Raw genomic sequence first — 13,454 nt, 5'->3', positions numbered from 1 at the left:
GAGCACCCGGCCCGTCGGGGGCGGCGACCCGCCCGCGCATCTCGGCCAGCGCGCGCTGTTGGTCGCAGAGCACGCTCTCGCGCACGACCGCGATGACCGGGACCAGGCTCGCGGCGGCGAGCAGGCACACGGCCCACGGCGGGCCGGTGCGCAGCGCGAGGACCGCGGTCCAGGCGAGTCCGGTGCTCGTCGCGAGATAGAGGGCGCTGAGGAGACCTGCGGAGCGGTTCATGGGCGTATACCGTTCACTGTGCGAGGGATGCCCCTTGTTCAACGGTTTGCGGCCCTTGGGGAAGCGGGTCCGCCCGCACGGTATTGCGCCAATCGCGTGCCGGGGAGCGGTGAAAGGGATTGGGCCGGTGCGGAGGGGGCATACGCAGCGAAAAATTCGAGAGAGGGGCGCTTCGTGCTCATTCCGGACCCGAAGGCCGTCAGAACCCTGCTGACCCGCTATGCGTCACTGCGGATCGCCCAGGCGGAACGGGACAGGCCGTCGACGGCTCGTGAGCTGGAGGACGTCAGTTACACACTGTGCGTGATGATGGGCACCGACGATGTCCGTGAAGCGGTCGCCAGGGCCGACGCCCTGCTGCCGGCCGCCGGATGCGCGGACCCGGACGGTGCGGGCAGCCTGCCGCTGGCGGGGTGATGCCAGGCCGGTCCCGGCGGGCGGTCAGAAGCGCGCCGCCGCCGGGACGGGGTCCTTCGCGTGGAAGGCCGCGCGGTAGGCCTGCGGGCTGGTGCCGACGACCCGGCGGAAACGTTCCCTGAAGGCCGTGGGCGAGCCGAACCCCGCCTGCCGGGCGATCCGCTCGACCGGGTGCGCGGTGTTCTCCAGCAGGTACTGGGCCCGCCGTACCCGGGCCCGCAGCAGCCACTGCAGAGGTGTGCTGCCCGTCTGTTCGCGGAAGCGCCGGCTGAAGGTGCGCTCGCTCATCCCCGACCGGGCCGCCATCGCTCCGAGGGTGATCTCGTGGGCCAGGTTGTCCTCGGCCCACTCCAGGACCGGCTCCAGCGTCGAACCCCGGGGCACGGGCGGGTGGTCGTACACGATGAATTGGGCCTGTCCGCCCTCGCGTTCGAGTGGCATCACCGACATCCGGGCGGCATGCGCGGCGACCGCCGAGCCCAGGTCCCGGCGGATCATGTGCAGACACATGTCGAGGGCGGCGGCCGCGCCCGCGGAGGTGAGGATCCGACCGTTGTCGACGTAGAGCACGTCCGGCTGGACCTCGACGGCGGGAAAGCGGCGCGCCAGGTCGTCCGCGGCCACCCAGTGCGTGGTCGCGCGCAACCCGTCCAGGAGTCCGGCCTCCGCCAGCACGAACGCGCCCACGCACACGGACGCGATCCGGGTGCCGGCCGCCGCGGCGTCCCGGAGTGCCGCCAGCACGCGCGGGGAGGGCGGTCCGGCCACCGGGGAGCGCCCCGGCACGATGATCGTGTCCGCCTCCGTGAGGGCTTCGAGGCCGTGCTCGACCCGCAGGGTGAAACCGCCGTCCGCGCGGACCTCCGGCGACTCGGCGCACAGCCGGACCCGGTAGGCGGGGCGGCAGTCGGGCAGCCGCGTCCAGTCGAACACCTGCATGGGCGCCGCCATGTCGAACGGCACGACCTCGTCGAGAGCCAGGATCGCCACGGAGTGCATGACCGCCACGATAGGCGGATTCCCGCCATGGCCACGACCCCGGGACCAGACGGAAACCTCCTGCCGGAGGCGGTGGCGGGAATCCGTCGGAAGCTGTCGTTTCAGCCCCTGTGTGATCATCCGGCGGGTTCCTAGGGTGGGCGGGCACCGCCGACCGCACCGGAGAAGGACACGCCACCCCATGACCAAGTTCCTGCTGTCCCTGCACGTCCTGGCCGCCATCGTCGCCGTGGGGCCGGTGACCGTCGCGGCCAGCATGTTCCCGCCCGCGGCCCGCCGGGCCCACGCGGCGGAGGCAGGCGTCGGCACGGTACGGCTGCTGCACCGCATCTGCCGCGTCTACGCGGGCATCGGCATCGCGGTCCCCGTCCTCGGCATCGCCACCGGAGCCGCGATGGGCGTCCTGGGCGACGCCTGGCTGACCACCTCCATGGCTCTGACGGCCGCGGCCGCGGGAGTCCTCGCCGCTTTCGTGCTTCCCCGGCAGGGCGAACTCCTTGAGGAGTTGACCGCACAGGGGAGCGTCGAACGCCGCGCCACCGCCCAACTCGCCATGTTCACGGGCATCTTCAACCTTCTGTGGGCGACCGTGACCGTCCTGATGATCGTCCGTCCGGGGTCCACCACCGGCGCATGAACGCCCGCGGGCCGTCAAGCCCGACTCCGGAATTCGCACGTCGGTGCGTGGAGGCGCCTAGACTCGACAGCCGTGCCCATGCGCGTGGGCCCGCGAAAACGAAAGGCGCGTTGACGGGTGTTCCAGGATTCCCCCATCTACGACCGACTCGTCGCCGAGCGCGGCGACGTCCCCGCTCTAGCCCGCAGGGAGGCCGAGCGCGTACGCAGGGAACTGGAGTACGTCATGCGGCCGCTGCAGTCCCTCATGCCCCCGCCCGTCCCCGAGCGCCCGGCCTCGCCCGGGCAGGGGTGGGTGCCCGCCCTGCCGCCCGCCGGCCCGCGGCCCTACTAGACCCGGCCTCAGGACACCGCGGTGTCGGCGCCGTTGGCGCGGGGGCGCGGGTCCGGACCGGGCCGGGACAGCCATTCGGCGATGCTGCGCGCGATCGGCTGGCCCGTCTCCACCTCGACGAAGCCGAACTGCCCTGACTGGTTGCACTCCAGGAACCACCAGGTCCCGTCGCCGTCCTCGGCGAAGTCGAAGGCCCCGTAAGCCAGTTCGGCCGCCCGGAGATAGTCCCGGACGGCCGCGGCCACCCGTGGCGGGACGTCGACGGGCTGCCAGGGGGAGGTGGACGGGGCGAAACGGACGTCCACCTCGTCGTCGGCGCCCGTGGCCTTCCGGGCGGCAAGCAGCGTCTCGCCGACTGCGGTCAGGCGTATGTCGGCCCGTTTGGCGACCCGCCGTTGCAGCAGGGTCGGGCCGAAGGCGACGGCCGCGAAATCGGTGTCCGGTGCGACCCGGCTGGTCGGCACCGCCCGCGGCGGGTCCTGCGGGTGCGCCCCGGAGACCGGCTTGACCACCAGGTCGGGGTAGCGCTCGGCGAACTCCCGGGCGGCCTGCGGGAACGTCGTGACGATCGTGGCCGGGACGGGCAGGCCGCAGCGCTGGGCGAGCCGCAGCTGCCAGGGCTTGTGACGGGCCCGGCGGGCCGCGTCCGGGTGGTTCATCCAGCGGGCGTCACTGCCCCGCAACATGCCGTACAGGGCCTGGGAGGACTCCTCCGTCAGCCAGTCGGAGGGCACGGGCGCCCGCGCCGCGGGGGTGCCGGGCCGGCGGACCCAGATCGAGCGCAGTCCGGAGATGCCCACCAGGCGGCCGCCGGCCGACAGATGGCCGCGGAAGCCGCCGTGCACGTACTCCCCGGACAGTGCGACACCGTCGGTCAGGTCGGCAGGATCGAGCCGGACCACCGGTACCCCCGTGGCGTTGAGGTGCACCACGACCATGTCGGCCGTCACGTCCTCTTCGCAGGTAAGAATCAACACGGTCATCGACGTTCGGCCGTGTTCAGTCGTCGAAGTGTGTCTTGGAGCCCGCCGTACTCGTGGTGGTCCCCAGCTCCCTCATCAGCGCGTGGTCGCGGGCCGCGACCCGGCCGTCCATGAGCACGTTCAACTGCAGCCCGGAGTCGTAGACGTACGGAGTGGTCGCCTCCAACGTCGCTGCCGGACGTGCGTAGTTGAGCGCGAACGGTTGCATCGTCTCTCCCTCGCCGGTACTGCCTCTCGCCGACGGACGTCACCCCACGACGCCGTCAGGTCAGCCGACTTCCTTCGGCTTCCAGAGACTTATACGAATCGAACGAGTGATTGGTTTCCTTACGCTGCGTAATCACAGTCGGCGGGACGTCTCCCGGTCCCGCGCGTCGAGCCGCAGTGCGGCCCGGTCGGCGGAGGAACCGCGCAGGGTACGCAGGGCGAGCAGCAGGACACCGATGTCATCGAGGTACACCGGGTCGGGCACCAGATCGGTGGGCAGGACGAAGTACAACAGGGCGCCCCAGAAGACCCAGCGGGGCCCGGTGGGAAGTCCCGCCCGCCGCAGTCCGCGCCGGGTTCTCACGAGCCGCACCAGCAGCCCCACGGCCACCGCCAGCGCCAGCGCCGCGAGTACCACGGCGACGACGATCAGTGCTGTGGTCGAATCCACGGGCCGACCTCCTCCTCCGGGCGCCGAACGGCCCGCTGTCTGACGGATTCCCGCATCCGGGCGGCCTATGGCTCGACGGGGCCGCACTCACACCCGTGGCTCATCCGAGTGGCACGCCGTCGGGTACCCGCTTACGAATGGGTCATCTCAATGTCGCGGTCGCACGACGGGGGCGCGTGGGAGCGACCGCACTCTTTGTCTGGAGCAGAGCATGACCACCGGCCCGACAGCAGCTCACCCGAACGAACCCGCCATACCGATGGACCGGTCGTACGGCGATCCCGTCGGCGACCTGGTGCGTGCCGCCGTGGCCGACCGTCCCCTGGAGGACGTCGTCCACCTGATCACCCTGCTGGAACAGTCGCCCGAGTACGCGCGGGCCACCGTCGCGGCCCTGCGTACCGTCGGCGTGGACCGGTCCGTCGAGGACGTCACCCGGCTCGTCTCCCTGCTCACCCGGCCGCCGCGGGACGCGGACAGCGCCGACGAGGCGATCCGGGCCGCCGCCGAGTCCCGTCCCGTCGAGGACGTGACCCGTCTGGTGGCCCTGCTGAACCGATCCGAACTGCAGCCGCACTGCGGGCAGGAGGCGGTGCGCGCGGCAGCGACCGGCAGGCCCGTCGAGGAACTCGTCGAGCTCATCGGACGCCTGGCGACGGAGGAACCCCCGCAGCCGCTGTTCGAGGAACACGAGCTGTACGACGAGCAGTCGTGGCCCGAACCCGGGACGCCGGGGGCGGAGCCCTTCCCGGCCCCGCCACCCCATCCGCCCGCGGCGCGGCCGACGCCGGGAGCAACGGCCTGGCCGAGCAGGATCGCCGCCCTGGCCCTGCTGGTCTGCGGTGTCCTGTGCTTCCCCGCGCACCGCGACGGGGCATCCGCGCAGGTGTACGGGTTCGCACTCGGGGTGTCGCTCCTGTGCGTCCTGATCGCCGTGCTGATGGTCCGGCCCGTCGTCGCGGTCCTGGCCCTCGCGGTCGTGGTGCCGGCCGCGGTGGCCGCCGGTCAGTTGCTCGAAGGACGGTTCCGCTCGGCCGGGCTCGCCCAGGCCCTGGAACTTCCGCTCGCGCCTGCCTGGTTGGCGGGGACGGCGGCGGTGTGCGCGTCGCTGGCCGCGCTGACCGCCCTCGTGGTGCGGCTGGCCTCACCGCCGTCGCCCGAACGCGTCCTGGCGGAACGGCGGACGGCGGAGGCCATCCGAAAGGCGGCCGACGCTCCGCTGGCCCCCTAGCCGGAGCACTCCGCGGAAACCCTGGGAACGCGACGCCTCCGCTCACCTCGGCAAGCCGTCGTACGTCCCCTCGGAACGGAGGGGTCCTGGCGGCTCACCGGCTGCGTGGGCTGGGCCGTGCGGGATCTGGTCTTCCACTGCGCCGGAGACGCCCAACGCGCCCTGGCCGCCATGCGCACGCCCGCGGCCGAACCGCCCGACCGGGGGCGCGGTGACCTACTGGCGGGAGTGGGCGCCGGAGGTGCCGCTCTTCGCTCAGGGACATGTGCTGACGGCCGGGGACCTCATGCTCACGCCGGCCGGGGAGGCCACGGCCTGGCCGCGGTGCGCGCACGCTGGACGGGCTCCTAAGGCCGGCCCGTTCCGCACGACTGGCGCGACGAGCACCATGCCCGCGCGGCCACCGGGACGCACGCCGCTCACGGAGTCCGAACGGCATGCCCTCGGGGCGGACGCGGACCGGTTCCCGCTCTTCAGCTGATCTGCCGGTCCTGGTCCTCGTCCTGCGCCGGGGTGCGCAGGGTGCCCTTCCAGCGCCCGAACGTGCGGGTCAGCTGCTGCAACGGCGAGCTGGCCTCCGGATCCGTCCGGGGCTCCGGTGCCGGGGCGTTCTCGCGGTAGATCGCCAGCGCCTCGTTCGCCCGCTCGGCGGCCTCCCGGTACAGGTCCCGGGACTTCGTCATGGCCTCCAGCGCATCGGCGTACATCGTCACGAGCGCGCGTTCGCGTGCGAGTTCCTCCTCCAGCGTCAGCAGCTGCCACTGCTCCCGCAGCGCGGTCACGGCCGCCTCGCCGCCCTCCGGCAGCGGCTTGGGCATCGCCGCGTAGCGGGTCACGGCCGCGATCAGTTCGGTGGGCTGCGAGCCGTCGAGGAAGACACTGCGTACGGAGAAGTCCTGGCCGTCGTACCCGGGCGGCACCGGTGTCCCGGGCAGCACCACGGCACCGCCGCGCGGCACCTCCACGCCGAAGTCCTTGACGGCCCAGTTCAGGACCCGCAGCTGGTGCGGCTGTGCCCGGTGCTCGACGATCCGGTGGCGCAGACCGGGCGGCAGCATGTCCGCCAGCGGGCGGCGGCCGCGCTGGTCGGTGGTCATGGCCTCGTGGATGACGACGTGCACCGCCCAGCTGCCGCGCACGGCCTGCCGCAGCACACGCCGTACGTCCTTGTCCTCCTCCGGCAGCACGCTCAGGTCCCTGAGCCGCAGACCCGTGGCGGCGTCCCGGTCCCAGAAGACGTCCCCGTCGTCGGGCCAGAACATGGTCGCGGGCGACGGCCATCGCAGGTCCCACGGCTGCTCCGCCTCGGCCGCCAGCACCCACTCCTGTCCACCGCTGGACACGGGCGCGAGGGAGAGCCGGGCCCGGACGGTCACCTCGTCGGCGACCCGCCACCGGGCCTCGAAGATCCGCTCCGGGGCGTCCCCGGTCTCGGACGGTTCCTGGAAGTCGTCGAGGGTCGCGCTCTCCTTCAGTAGCTCCAGATTCCGGCGCAGGACGTCGGCCGCGTCGGATCCGAGATGGCGGCCGTGGGCCAGCCAGACGGTGGATGGTGCCGTGGGGTCTGCCTTGGGAGTGCTTGACATGGGTCCATCTGTGAGAAGGAGTGGTGCGTGCCAGGGCCAAGTATCGTCGTCGGCGGCCCGTGCGGACCAGGCGGGTCCGGCAGGCGGACACGTGCGGCGCGGGGGGTCCGCCGACACGGGACACTCATCGTGATCTGCCCCGCGCACACGGGGCGCACACGCTCCGCACCGAGTGGCCGCGGTTCACTCGTGCCCGGTTCGCGACCCGCCACGCCACAATGACCCCTCGAACAGGGCCCGCCCACCATCCGCATTGGGGCAGGCCCTGTTCGCCGTCTCCGCCCGTCTTCCCTCGTCTCCGCGATTCGGCTGGCTGAATATATCGGGAGCCGATATATTCGTGTTCATGGCACCGAGGAACATGACACAGGCGGCGTTCTTCGTTCTGACCGCCCTCGCCGATCAGCCGCGGCACGGCTACGGCATCCTGCGCGAGGTCGAGGAACTCTCAGAGGGAGCCGTGCAGATGCGCGTCGGCACCCTCTACGGCGTACTGGACCGGCTCACCGCCGACGCGCTGATCGTGCTGGACCGCGAGGAGGTGCAGCAGGGCAGGCTCCGGCGCTACTACCGCCTCACCGACGAGGGGACCGCGGCGCTGACCGCCGAGGCGGAGCGGCTGGCCGCCGGAGCGAGCGCCGCGAAGAAGCGGATCGCCGAGGGGCGCCGTACACCCGACGGTGCTCCTGGAACGACCGGCGTGCCCGGCACGCGGCCCGGACTCGCCGGAGGTCTGGCATGACGACCCTGCTCGAAGCCCGTTACCGCACCGTCCTGCGCCTGCTGCCCGACTACTACCGGCGCGAGCGCGAGGAGGAGATGGTCGAGACCTACCTCTGGGACGTCGACCAGGAGACCCAGGAGCAGAGCCGGCCCACCCTCGGCGAGGTGGCGAGCATCGTCGCGCTGGCCGTGCGCAGCAGGCTCGGCGCGGGCGGTGCCCCCCGCCGGTACGCCGTGCTCGGCTCGGCCGTCCGCCTCTTCGCCCTCTTCGCCGTCCTGCTCCAGGCGGCGTCCGCCGTGGCCGAGCGGGTCCTGGGACTGACCTGGGTGTCGACCCGAGGCGGCAGCCAGTGGGCCATGTTCACGGACGGTTTCACCGGCCACGGGGCGTGGGCCGGGGCCGGCGCGGTGGCCCAGTGGTTCTTTCCGCTGCTGTGGACGGTCGCCTACTTCGCCCTGCTGCGCGACCACCGCCGCCTCGCTCAGCTGTCGGTGCTCGTCGCGGCCCTGCCGACGCTCTGGCCGCTGGTGGATCTGTGGGCCCGCGACTTCGCCCCCTCCGACTCCGCCTACGTCGTCGCGGCCGCCGTGCTGGCCTGGGCCTCCGCGCTGGCACTCTGCGCGGCCCATCACCGCGACGCGCCCCCGGCGACCCTGCCCGCGGGCGCGCCCGGCCTGGTCTTCGCCGCCTGCTGTGTGCTGACGGGCGGCTCCGTCGTGGCACTGCCCGGCGGGGTCGACACCGCCTGGGCGCTCGTGACGTGCTACCTCGTGACGGCTCTCGCCTGGCTGCTGTACCGGGCCCGCGGCGCGAACCGCGTCCCCGCCGCGGAGGCCGCCGCCCTCGCGGCGCTGGGTCTGCTTCTCCTGGTGGTCCGGATCACCGCGGTCTACCCGTGGCTCGACGTCCTGCCCGGGGTGCTGCGGGTGGGTGTCCTGACCCAGGCGGCGGCCCTGGTCGCGCTGACCGCCGCGCTGGCCGTGGTGAGCGGACGCGACCTGCTCAGCCGTGGTACGTGATGTACCCGTTGCCGTCCCGGTCGTTGGTGCTCGCGGTGTACGCGTGGGTGTCGGCGTGCGCGCCCGAGGGCTTGTAGAGGTAGATCGTGTCCTTGTCGTTGTTCCAGAGGAAATTGCAGTTGTTGCGGTACACGACGTTGTGCGCGTCGGAGTCGGTACCGCGGCCGCCGCGCAGCTTGACGTAGTCGCCGGGCTGCAGCGTGTGGTTCTTCGTGAACGTGAACTTGTTGGTGCTGGTGGAGTCCCTGACGACGTACCCCTTGAGGTTCACCGTCGCGGTCCGCGAGTAGTTCTTGATCGTCAGGTACTCCTCGTCGGTGTTGCCGGTGGCGCAGCTGTTGGAGTCCCGGCCCGGGGCGTCGTACTGGACGCCCTTGATCTTCAGTGCCGACGAGTACTCGGCCGCGTGGGCCGGGACGGCGGTCAGCACGGTCAGCGCGCCCGCGGCCGCGACTGCGGCTATGTGTCCTCTGCGCATGAAAAGCCCCCCTGTGAAGGTCTGGTGAAGAAGACCTGGAGCGTATACAAACGCGGCGCGCCAGGGGGGCTTTTCGGTTGAATCAGTAACCGACTCGGAAGGTGGCGTCCTGCTTCTCCGTGGTCGTGGAGACCGGGTCGATGCGCAGGACGTAGTCGGAGTGCCGGATGTAGCGCGTGGGGTTGTTGTACGAGCGGAAGGAGGCCCAGCTCGCGTCCGCGAGGCCCGCCGTGCGGTAGAAGGTCGCGTCACCGGCGAAGGTCGAGGTGCCGTCGTTGGTGTCGAGCCGGAGCTGGTAGTTGTAGTGCCGCAGATAGCGGTCGGGGTAGTTGACCGACCGGAAGGACACGCCGGAGCTGTCGGCGAGGCCCGGCACGAGGGTCCACAGGGAGTCCTTGTACGGCTCGACGGGATACTCGTCGATACGGCCCACGTAGTCGGCGTGACGGACGTAACGGGCCGGGTAGTTGTAGGACTTGAGGCGGTTCCAGGCCGGCGCGCCCCACTTCGCGAGCAGGTTGTTGTACTCGGCCGTGGTGATCGTGGCGATGCCGCAGTGCTTGGAGTTGACCGGCTGGGTGTAGGTCCTCTGGTCCAGGGCGGTCCAGGTGCCGGAGGCGGGGCTGCTCGACTGCCAGGCGTAGAAGACGCCGTTGGGGGTGTAGGTGTCCCCCCACAGCCACCAGGTGCCGGAGGTGAGGGACTTGACCACGGTGGGGGCTTCGGTGCCGCCGTGGGCCACGCCCGCGCTGTACTCGGTGAAGCTGCCCGGGTTCAGGGTGGTGGACCGGGCGCTCACCAGGGTCTGGTTCTTCTTGAAGAAGAGGTAGTTGTAGCCGTTCACGCCCACGGCCATGTCGCCGTCGATGACGTCGTAGCCGGGGTCGAAGAAGACCTGTGGCGCCGAGGCGGTGACGAAGTCGCTGGTGTAGTTGACCATGATCACGTTGTGGCCGCTGGAGTTGACCGCGGAGTAGATGACCGCGTACTGGCCGCGGGCGGCGTCCCAGAACGCCTCGGGCGCCCAGCTGTGGGTCGTCATGTCGTGCAGTTTCAGACGCCGGTAGCCGGTGAAGGTGCGCAGGTCGGTGGAGTCCCAGACGTGGATGTACTGGCTGTTGTAGCTCCAGTCGGTGCCCTTGAGGTCGGTGGCGAGGACGACGAAGGTGCCGTCCTGCTTGCGCGTGAGGAACGGGTCGCGCAGGCCGAGGGCGCCGGCGGTGGGGGTGACCAGGGGGTTGTTCTGGTTGAGCGGGGTCCAGTTCAGCCCGTCGGGGCTCACGGCCAGGTGCAGGCCGTAGTCGGTGCCGTCGCCGAGGTTGGTCGACTCGGTGAAGTAGACCATCGCGTAGGCCGAGTCGGCGGCCTGCGCGGTGCCCGCGCCGAGCGTCAGGGCGAGCGGCACGGCGGCCGTCATGCCCAGGAGACCGCGGCGGGACAGGTGGGGGTTTGCGCTCATCTTGCTCTCCAAGGTGGCGTGCGGGGGCACCTCAATGACCGGTATTTCGAACGGAGTTCGGTAAATCGATCAGAAAGTAGGGCCTGGCCATGAGCGCGTCAATCGTCCTGTCACTCTTTTGTGATTCCTGTGCACCCGGGGCGCTGGTGCGCCCCGGGGCGAGTGGGGTCAGCGCTGGGTGTAGATGAAGCCGACCTTGTCGACCGCGTCCCCCGAGCGTCCGTGGAATCCGGCGATCTGCCGGCCCGAGGGGGCGGTACGGGTCACGCAGTCGGAGGTGGTGGTGCCGCCGGCCAGGGTGCGGCCGAGGTTGGTCGTGAACTTGGCGTAGAAGATCCGCGTGTGGCCGTCCTTCTCCGCCTGGCACAGGTTCGCCGTGGTCACGTACTCCCCGCTGCCGAGCGTCAGTGAGGACGCGGTGCCGCCGGTCCCGCCGTGGGCGAGCGTGGTGCCGTTGGCCAGCGTGAGGCTCATCTGGTCGACGCGGGTGCCGCTGCGCAGCCCGATGGTGGTGGCGCGGGCGCCCGCGGGGACGCTGGTGATGTCGTTGTAGTAGTCGCCGTGCGGGCCGCCGAACTGGTCGCTGAGCTCGTAGGCGGAGTTGCGCGACCAGGCGAACCCGACGGTGATCGGGTCGTGGTCGGAGAGCATCAGGTTGTCGCTGGTGAGGAACTTGGCGTGCTCGTTGTTGTACGAGGTGGCGTTGAGGTTGACGAGCGGGCTGCTGCGGTAGAGGACCTTGTCCACGACCTCGCAGGTGTTGGGCACGGTGGTGCCGCTCTGGTCGCAGACCAGGGCGTCGCTGCCCTTGGCGGGCGGGGTGCCGCCGCGGATGAGCTGGACCCAGGGGTCGGTGAGGCCGTTGGCGGCGGCGAACTCGGCGATGGTGTCGCCGGAGCGGGTGTAGCGGGTGTTGGTGTCACCCATGACCACGACGGCGTTGCCGGCCGAGTGGGTCTTGATGAACGTGGTGAGCTGGTTGAGGTTGTCCGCGCGTGAGGCGAGGTCCCCGTCGTTGGTGCCCGCGTTGGTGTGCAGGTTGTAGAAGTCGACGTAGACGCCCTCGGCGAGGCGCTCGCGCATGAAGGAGAAGCCCTTGGGGGTGAGGCAGTCGCCCGAGTCCACCTGGCAGGAGTTCCAGCGCACCCGCTCGAAGTCGTCGGCGTCGTAGGGGATTTTGGACAGGGTGTTCAGGCCGCTGCCGATGCCGGCGCCGCCGCTCGTGGGGGTGCGGTAGGCGTGGTTCGCGTCGGCCGCGTAGAGGAAGGAGTGGTAGTTGAAGTCCTCCTCGACGTGGACGATGTCGTACGGGGCTATCCGCTGGCCGATCGTCGTGGTGCTCGACTCGCGGGGCGTCGGTGCGCTGGAGATGGCCTCGGGCAGGCCGGCCACGTTGTAGCTCAGGACGCTGAAGGTGCCCGAGTCGGCGGCCGCCGCGGACGGAGCGGTCGCGGTGAGTCCGCCGAGGACGGCGGTGGTCGCCGCCAGGGCGGCGAGGAGTCTGCGCATGGGGAGTGTCTCCTGGGGGAGGCGCGGGTGGAGGGGCGGGGCGGGACAGAAGTTACCGCTGGTTACCCCTCGTTGTCGCGGCCTTGCGTGCTACTGAATCGTCGAATGCCCGTCCTCTGACCGGGTGTTGGGGCCCCGCGCCCGCCTTCGTTCATCTCTCCGTCACGCGCGGTGGCTGAATCTCGGCCCTGTGGACCTCGTGGTTCCCGAGGGATAAGAGTTGTGGAATTTCCGCGCGGCATATCTGTCTACGATATGAAGATCGTAGGGAGAGGGAACGCGCGTGAGTGAACCACCAGTCCTCGTCTGCCCGGAGTGCGGGGCGCCCAGGGCGGCGGACGGCACTCCTTCCTGCGCCTGCGCGCACCGCGCCTCCGAGGCCCACCGCGAGTCCCGTACGGCCGAGGCGGCCGCCGCGGAGGACTTCGACCCGGTGCGCATCCGGCCTTTCGTGGAGGTCGGCGAGGAACCGGCCGACCCGGCCGGGACATCGGAACTGCCGTTCCCTGCAAGGGACTTGGCTGACGTCACCTCGGTCGCTGCGGACGCGGGACTCCCTTCCCCCGAGCAGCCGGCCATGGCGTTCCCGGCCGACAGCGCCCCGGACCGTCGGCGGCGCACGGTGCTCCTCGCCGGTACGGGAGCGGCCGTCGCCGTCCTCGTCACCGGCGGATTCCTCGGCGGGCTCTTCACCTACGACAGTCCTTCGCGGGACGGATCCGTGGCCGGCGGCGTCCGCGCGGGCGTGCCGGAGGGGGCGCCGTCGTCGACCGGCCCGTCCGTCACCGCTTCGTCTCCGACAGCGACCTCGACGCAGTCGTCCGCCCCGCCCTCCTCCTCACCGAGCGCCGAGTCCAGTGACAGTGCGTCACCGTCGAGCACCGCCACTCCGACCGGGGCCCCGTCGAGCGCCGCCGCCACCGCCACGGTGGCCCCCCGACCGACCGTGTCGAGCGGTCAGCCGTCCGTGCTCGGCCTCGGCGACCAGGGACCCGAGGTCGTCGAACTCCAGCTCCGGCTCCGGCAGGTCGGCATCTACGACGGCGAGGCCGACGGCGACTTCGACCAGCAGGTGCAGAGCGCCGTGCGCACCTACCAGGTCACCCGCTTCGTCCTGCAGGACGATTCCGGCGTCTACGGCAGGGCGACCCGCGCCTCGCTGGAGTCCGAGACCTCGGAGCCGTGACGG

The 13,454-nt window shown here is 71.3% G+C and carries 16 protein-coding genes and 1 pseudogene; 8 read left to right on the top strand and 9 right to left on the bottom strand.

What is annotated here, in order from left to right; translation table 11 throughout:
* A pseudogene (locus AQI94_RS42725) lies at window positions 1-232 on the bottom strand (hypothetical protein); the annotation flags it as partial.
* Between the two features lie 174 nt (window positions 233-406).
* Here AQI94_RS42725 and AQI94_RS12615 point away from each other — a divergent pair.
* Window positions 407-649, top strand: coding sequence for a DUF5133 domain-containing protein (locus tag AQI94_RS12615; protein ID WP_031037356.1), 243 nt, complete (start codon window positions 407-409; stop codon window positions 647-649).
* Between the two features lie 24 nt (window positions 650-673).
* On the opposite strand, the gene AQI94_RS12610 is transcribed toward AQI94_RS12615, so the two are convergent.
* A complete protein-coding gene (locus AQI94_RS12610; RefSeq protein ID WP_037941049.1) occupies window positions 674-1,648 on the bottom strand; it encodes a GlxA family transcriptional regulator in 975 nt (324 codons plus the stop codon).
* 181 nt (window positions 1,649-1,829) lie between these two features.
* Between AQI94_RS12610 and AQI94_RS12605 the strand changes: the two genes are divergently transcribed.
* Complete coding sequence (locus AQI94_RS12605; protein WP_031037350.1) at window positions 1,830-2,285, top strand: membrane protein; 456 nt, start codon at window positions 1,830-1,832, stop codon at window positions 2,283-2,285.
* Window positions 2,286-2,402: 117 nt separating this feature from the next.
* Window positions 2,403-2,618: a hypothetical protein gene (locus AQI94_RS12600; protein WP_031037346.1), complete on the top strand. Its 216-nt coding sequence runs from the start codon at window positions 2,403-2,405 to the stop codon at window positions 2,616-2,618.
* Between the two features lie 8 nt (window positions 2,619-2,626).
* Here the strand turns inward: AQI94_RS12600 and tgmB are convergent, their stop codons facing one another.
* The 3 genes from tgmB to AQI94_RS12585 form a co-directional block, all read right to left on the bottom strand.
* Window positions 2,627-3,601, bottom strand: a complete 975-nt coding sequence (tgmB, locus tag AQI94_RS12595; protein ID WP_031037343.1) for an ATP-grasp ribosomal peptide maturase — start codon at window positions 3,599-3,601, stop codon at window positions 2,627-2,629.
* A 16-nt stretch (window positions 3,602-3,617) separates the two neighbouring features.
* A complete protein-coding gene (gene tgmA, locus AQI94_RS12590) occupies window positions 3,618-3,809 on the bottom strand; it encodes a putative ATP-grasp-modified RiPP (RefSeq protein ID WP_031037338.1) in 192 nt (63 codons plus the stop codon).
* Between the two features lie 132 nt (window positions 3,810-3,941).
* On the bottom strand, window positions 3,942-4,259 hold the full coding sequence (locus tag AQI94_RS12585) for a YkvA family protein (RefSeq protein WP_031037335.1): 318 nt from the start codon (window positions 4,257-4,259) through the stop codon (window positions 3,942-3,944).
* Window positions 4,260-4,470: 211 nt separating this feature from the next.
* On the opposite strand from AQI94_RS12585, the gene AQI94_RS12580 reads away from it, so the two are divergent.
* Window positions 4,471-5,490 carry a hypothetical protein gene (locus tag AQI94_RS12580; protein ID WP_031037332.1) on the top strand — a complete coding sequence of 340 codons (1,020 nt, stop codon included), beginning with the start codon at window positions 4,471-4,473 and terminating at the stop codon, window positions 5,488-5,490.
* A 105-nt stretch (window positions 5,491-5,595) separates the two neighbouring features.
* Window positions 5,596-5,841 (top strand): hypothetical protein, encoded by a 246-nt coding sequence (locus AQI94_RS46550; RefSeq protein WP_324607556.1) that lies wholly within the window; start codon window positions 5,596-5,598, stop codon window positions 5,839-5,841.
* Between the two features lie 122 nt (window positions 5,842-5,963).
* Here AQI94_RS46550 and AQI94_RS12570 read toward each other — a convergent pair whose 3' ends face one another.
* Entirely contained in the window at window positions 5,964-7,076 is a 1,113-nt protein-coding gene (locus tag AQI94_RS12570; RefSeq protein WP_037941038.1) for a hypothetical protein, read from the bottom strand.
* 361 nt (window positions 7,077-7,437) lie between these two features.
* Here AQI94_RS12570 and AQI94_RS12565 point away from each other — a divergent pair, with 361 nt between their 5' ends.
* A complete protein-coding gene (locus AQI94_RS12565) occupies window positions 7,438-7,818 on the top strand; it encodes a PadR family transcriptional regulator (RefSeq protein WP_031037327.1) in 381 nt (126 codons plus the stop codon).
* Complete coding sequence (locus tag AQI94_RS12560) at window positions 7,815-8,819, top strand: hypothetical protein (protein ID WP_031037324.1); 1,005 nt, start codon at window positions 7,815-7,817, stop codon at window positions 8,817-8,819. Before AQI94_RS12565 ends, AQI94_RS12560 begins: the two co-directional genes overlap by 4 nt.
* Here AQI94_RS12560 and AQI94_RS12555 read toward each other — a convergent pair.
* From AQI94_RS12555 to AQI94_RS12545, 3 genes are all read right to left on the bottom strand, one after another.
* Window positions 8,803-9,297: a lamin tail domain-containing protein gene (locus tag AQI94_RS12555; RefSeq protein WP_031037320.1), complete on the bottom strand. Its 495-nt coding sequence runs from the start codon at window positions 9,295-9,297 to the stop codon at window positions 8,803-8,805. The two genes, AQI94_RS12560 and AQI94_RS12555, sit on opposite strands and share 17 nt — an antisense overlap.
* An 82-nt stretch (window positions 9,298-9,379) precedes the next feature.
* The gene (locus AQI94_RS12550; protein WP_031037317.1) at window positions 9,380-10,756 is read right to left on the bottom strand and encodes a glycoside hydrolase family 43 protein; all 1,377 of its coding nucleotides are present in this window, start codon (window positions 10,754-10,756) and stop codon (window positions 9,380-9,382) included.
* 168 nt (window positions 10,757-10,924) lie between these two features.
* Window positions 10,925-12,265, bottom strand: a complete 1,341-nt coding sequence (locus AQI94_RS12545; protein WP_031037313.1) for a jacalin-like lectin — start codon at window positions 12,263-12,265, stop codon at window positions 10,925-10,927.
* A 283-nt stretch (window positions 12,266-12,548) separates the two neighbouring features.
* Here AQI94_RS12545 and AQI94_RS12540 point away from each other — a divergent pair, with 283 nt between their 5' ends.
* Window positions 12,549-13,451: a peptidoglycan-binding domain-containing protein gene (locus tag AQI94_RS12540; RefSeq protein ID WP_031037310.1), complete on the top strand. Its 903-nt coding sequence runs from the start codon at window positions 12,549-12,551 to the stop codon at window positions 13,449-13,451.
* Window positions 13,452-13,454 lie beyond the last annotated feature (3 nt).

The sequence above is a fragment of the Streptomyces pseudovenezuelae genome (assembly GCF_001513955.1).
GTDB lineage: Bacteria > Actinomycetota > Actinomycetes > Streptomycetales > Streptomycetaceae > Streptomyces > Streptomyces pseudovenezuelae.
This window is presented reverse-complemented; position numbering and strand designations above follow the sequence as displayed.

Bases quoted from the DNA above. Each gene is read 5' to 3' on its own strand.
- AQI94_RS12610 (WP_037941049.1), bottom strand. From the start codon at position 1,648: ATGCACTCCGTGGCGATCCTGGCTCTCGACGAGGTCGTGCCGTTCGAC.
- AQI94_RS12605 (WP_031037350.1), top strand. From the start codon at position 1,830: ATGACCAAGTTCCTGCTGTCCCTGCACGTCCTGGCCGCCATCGTCGCC.
- tgmB (WP_031037343.1), bottom strand. From the start codon at position 3,601: ATGACCGTGTTGATTCTTACCTGCGAAGAGGACGTGACGGCCGACATG.
- tgmA (WP_031037338.1), bottom strand. From the start codon at position 3,809: ATGCAACCGTTCGCGCTCAACTACGCACGTCCGGCAGCGACGTTGGAG.
- AQI94_RS12580 (WP_031037332.1), top strand. From the start codon at position 4,471: ATGACCACCGGCCCGACAGCAGCTCACCCGAACGAACCCGCCATACCG.
- AQI94_RS12570 (WP_037941038.1), bottom strand. From the start codon at position 7,076: ATGTCAAGCACTCCCAAGGCAGACCCCACGGCACCATCCACCGTCTGG.
- AQI94_RS12565 (WP_031037327.1), top strand. From the start codon at position 7,438: ATGACACAGGCGGCGTTCTTCGTTCTGACCGCCCTCGCCGATCAGCCG.
- AQI94_RS12560 (WP_031037324.1), top strand. From the start codon at position 7,815: ATGACGACCCTGCTCGAAGCCCGTTACCGCACCGTCCTGCGCCTGCTG.
- AQI94_RS12555 (WP_031037320.1), bottom strand. From the start codon at position 9,297: ATGCGCAGAGGACACATAGCCGCAGTCGCGGCCGCGGGCGCGCTGACC.
- AQI94_RS12550 (WP_031037317.1), bottom strand. From the start codon at position 10,756: ATGAGCGCAAACCCCCACCTGTCCCGCCGCGGTCTCCTGGGCATGACG.
- AQI94_RS12545 (WP_031037313.1), bottom strand. From the start codon at position 12,265: ATGCGCAGACTCCTCGCCGCCCTGGCGGCGACCACCGCCGTCCTCGGC.